Source organism: Nocardia sp. CY41 (genome assembly GCF_009829325.1).
Taxonomy (GTDB): Bacteria; Actinomycetota; Actinomycetes; order Mycobacteriales; family Mycobacteriaceae; genus Nocardia.
Map to the genome: position 1 here is coordinate 1 of NZ_VUOS01000094.1, position 2,896 is coordinate 2,896.

Consider the following 2,896-nt stretch of genomic DNA (forward strand, 5'->3'; position numbering starts at 1 on the left):
CGCGGCACGACCTCGCCCCGCGCACGTGGGACGACGACCAGCTGGGCGGGGAGCTGCTGCACCGCCGCGCCGAAATCGCGGCGCTGCGCCAGGAACTCGAAGCGCGACGGCTGGGCGGCCCGCTCCTGGCGCAGGTGCGGGCGGACAACAAGACCCTGACCGAGCAGGCCGCCGCAATCAAGGCTGCGAAACAGGCCCTCGACGAGGCCGATCGGCTCGAACGCGAGCAGGCCGCGCGGGAGCGTGAGCGTGAGCGGCTCGAACGCGAGCACGCCAACACCTCTCCGGGAGTCGGCGGTGAGCGCGGCCGCGTCGGCCTGGACGGCTTCACGCACCCGGCGCTGACATTGCGCCTGGTTGGCGTTGCGCGACACCGCGGCCCACTCCTCCTGCGCCACCCCGGTGTCCTCGGCCGCGGCGTCGGCAGCGCTGCGGGCGGCCTCGGCGGCCGGGGCGTGCTGGTCGATCTGCTCGCTCACCTCCGCGATCTGGGCCTCGAGACGAGCGCGGACCCTCGGGCTCCACCGCGACACCCGAGAACCCCGGCCGAGCAGGGAATGGATGTCGAGCCGGGGTCCCGGGCTGCCTACCTGCGCCACGGCCTGCAGCCAGGGGTAGCGATTAGGGTCGCGACTAGCCTCGCGCAGCCGTCGCTACCCTGGTCGCGACCCTGGTCGCGAGTCTGGTCGCTACCTTGGTCGCTACTTCAGTCGCGAGGCCGATCCGGTCTGAGCTGCGGTGTTTGCGTCCCGCCCCGTCCCCTACGTTCGCGGGCTGCCGTTTTCTTGACCACCCTCGATCTGCGTACCTGGAGCGAGGGTGGTCAAGAAACCGGGGACGGGGCGGGACGGAATGTCGAGCAGTGGCATCGGATTCGGGGAGGAACGGGGGAGGAATGGCGGCGGCCGCCGGGAGGGTGCGCGCGCTGCGGTTGGGCGTCTGGTCGCCTTGGGAGGTGCTGCCGCACGAGCTTCGCTCGCTTGCCACCGGGACCACACGGGCCCGGTGTCAGCAGGGGTCAGTTTCCGCGTGCTCGGTAGAACTGCTGGTGGTGCGGCGGGGTGTTCCGGCGGGACAGGTAGGCGATGCCGTTGTGCACCGGATCCGCTGACCCGGTGCGGAGCTGTCCGGCGTCGAGCATGTCGCGCACGCGCATCAGCACGTCCCGGATGGACCTTGGGGAGGACAACACCCGCTCCACGGCGGCGCGGTGTTCGGCGGCGACGGTAGGGAGTTTCGCCGGCGGATTCCGCGCCGCATCCGGGTCGGCGGCGGTGTGGAATGCCTGCCACACGTCGAGGATCGTCGGCTTGAGTCTTTGACGCGTGGCGGTGTCGGGTCCGTGGTGGCGCCAGCGGTGAGCGAGAGTGCGCAGCAGCAGTTCGGTGGCGTCGGGATCGTCCAGCAGTCGCGCGATCTGCCGCTTGAGCGAGATCCGTTCCGGCCGCCGCACTTCCCTCTCCCGCACGACTTCGTGGACGCGGATGCCTTGCTCGCTGCCGCGTCGTCGGCAGTCGTCCGAACACCATCGGCGGCGGCGCCCGCGGTCGGGTTGCACGATCGGCGATCCGCATCGCGGGCAGTGTTCGCGCGGCTCGTCGACGTCCGTATCGACCACGCTACCGACGTTTCGTCGGACGAAACTCGCGACTGAGATGTCGGTGGAGGGGGAGTCATGTCCCGCCTGAAGAAAATGAAAATCATTTCCTGATAGGGTCTCGCTCCGGTGCTTGGTGATGTCGCCGCACCCGCTGTCTCTGCGCAGTCCGTGCAGGGCGGAGATCGAGAGTTGAAGGCAGGAATGAACAGGATCGCTCGCGCTACCGTCGTCGCTGTCACGGTAGTGAGTGCCATGGGGATCGGGTCCGGCACGGTTGTGGCCGCTCCCGCGACGCTGGAGGGGCACATACTCAGTACCGAAATCATGCCGGGGGTCCACTACACCAGCGACACCCTGGACCAGTCGGTCGTCATCGAGACCGGGATGGCCACCCTCATCAGCCAGGGCGGCCAGTTCCAGGTGAAGAACGCGACCGGCACGACCGTGGCCGGAGTCGCGTCCTTCGCGGTCAAGCCCAAAGCCCTGGAACTGCTCGAAGCTCCCGACGAGGTCAAGGCGGCTGCCCGAGCAGCGACACCGGATCTGCACCTCGAGGACATCGCCGCCGATCCGCGCACCGAGCGATTCGACACCGCGATCCAGGCTGCCATCAATGAGTTCGATCTGGCCGTCGGAATCGGGACGCTGGGCGGCGGTGTGATCGGTGCGGCTGTCGGTTGCGGTGTCGGTGCGGTGGCAGGCGCGGTCTTCGGGGCTCCGATCCTTGATGCTGGTGGCCTCACCCTCATCGCCGGGTGCCTCGCTGGTGCGGGTGTGCTCGGCGGACTCGGTGCCATCGCCGGTGCGGCGATTCTCGGTATCCCGGTGGGGATTGCTGCTGCCATCAAGTTCCACGACACCATGAACCAGCCCTACGACGAGGAAGAACCGGGCACGCCGCACACCGACTCCCCCGCGTAACTTCCACGACGCCGCAAGCCGATAGGTGAACGCACACCACTACGCGAGCCTGGATGCCGTCGAGCCCCCGCTCGGCGGCATCGTTCATCCGGTCCGCGCCGTCCCCGTATAGCTGCACTGTTGCCGCTCGTCGCCGGTGTTTCCAAGATCTGCGCCATCTGGCGCAGGGTATCGGCGCAAATTTCGGCCCGTGACGAGCACGCCTGTGAATTACAGCGGTAAGGGTGATCGTGGGGAGGGAACCGGATACGCCGGATAGGGGCCGTCGGTCTGAAGTCGAGCGCAGTGGCCCGATACGACGCGGTCGCGATGGCTCACTGCGACTACAGTTTCCGGGGTGAGTGATGCCCGAGGTCCTGAACACGATGGTGATCT

General features: G+C 68.4%; 3 protein-coding genes. 1 reads left to right on the plus strand and 2 read right to left on the minus strand.

Features of this window, described 5'->3' with window-relative positions:
• Nucleotides 1–479: hypothetical protein (locus GVY64_RS36690; RefSeq protein WP_159851258.1), on the minus strand; the 479-nt coding region annotated here is incomplete at its 3' end.
• 539 nt (nt 480–1,018) lie between these two features.
• A complete protein-coding gene (locus tag GVY64_RS36695; protein WP_159851260.1) occupies nt 1,019–1,618 on the minus strand; it encodes a hypothetical protein in 600 nt (199 codons plus the stop codon).
• Between the two features lie 234 nt (nt 1,619–1,852).
• On the opposite strand from GVY64_RS36695, the gene GVY64_RS36700 reads away from it, so the two are divergent.
• Nucleotides 1,853–2,521 carry a hypothetical protein gene (locus GVY64_RS36700; RefSeq protein WP_159851262.1) on the plus strand — a complete coding sequence of 223 codons (669 nt, stop codon included), beginning with the start codon at nt 1,853–1,855 and terminating at the stop codon, nt 2,519–2,521.
• Nucleotides 2,522–2,896: the final 375 nt, after the last annotated feature.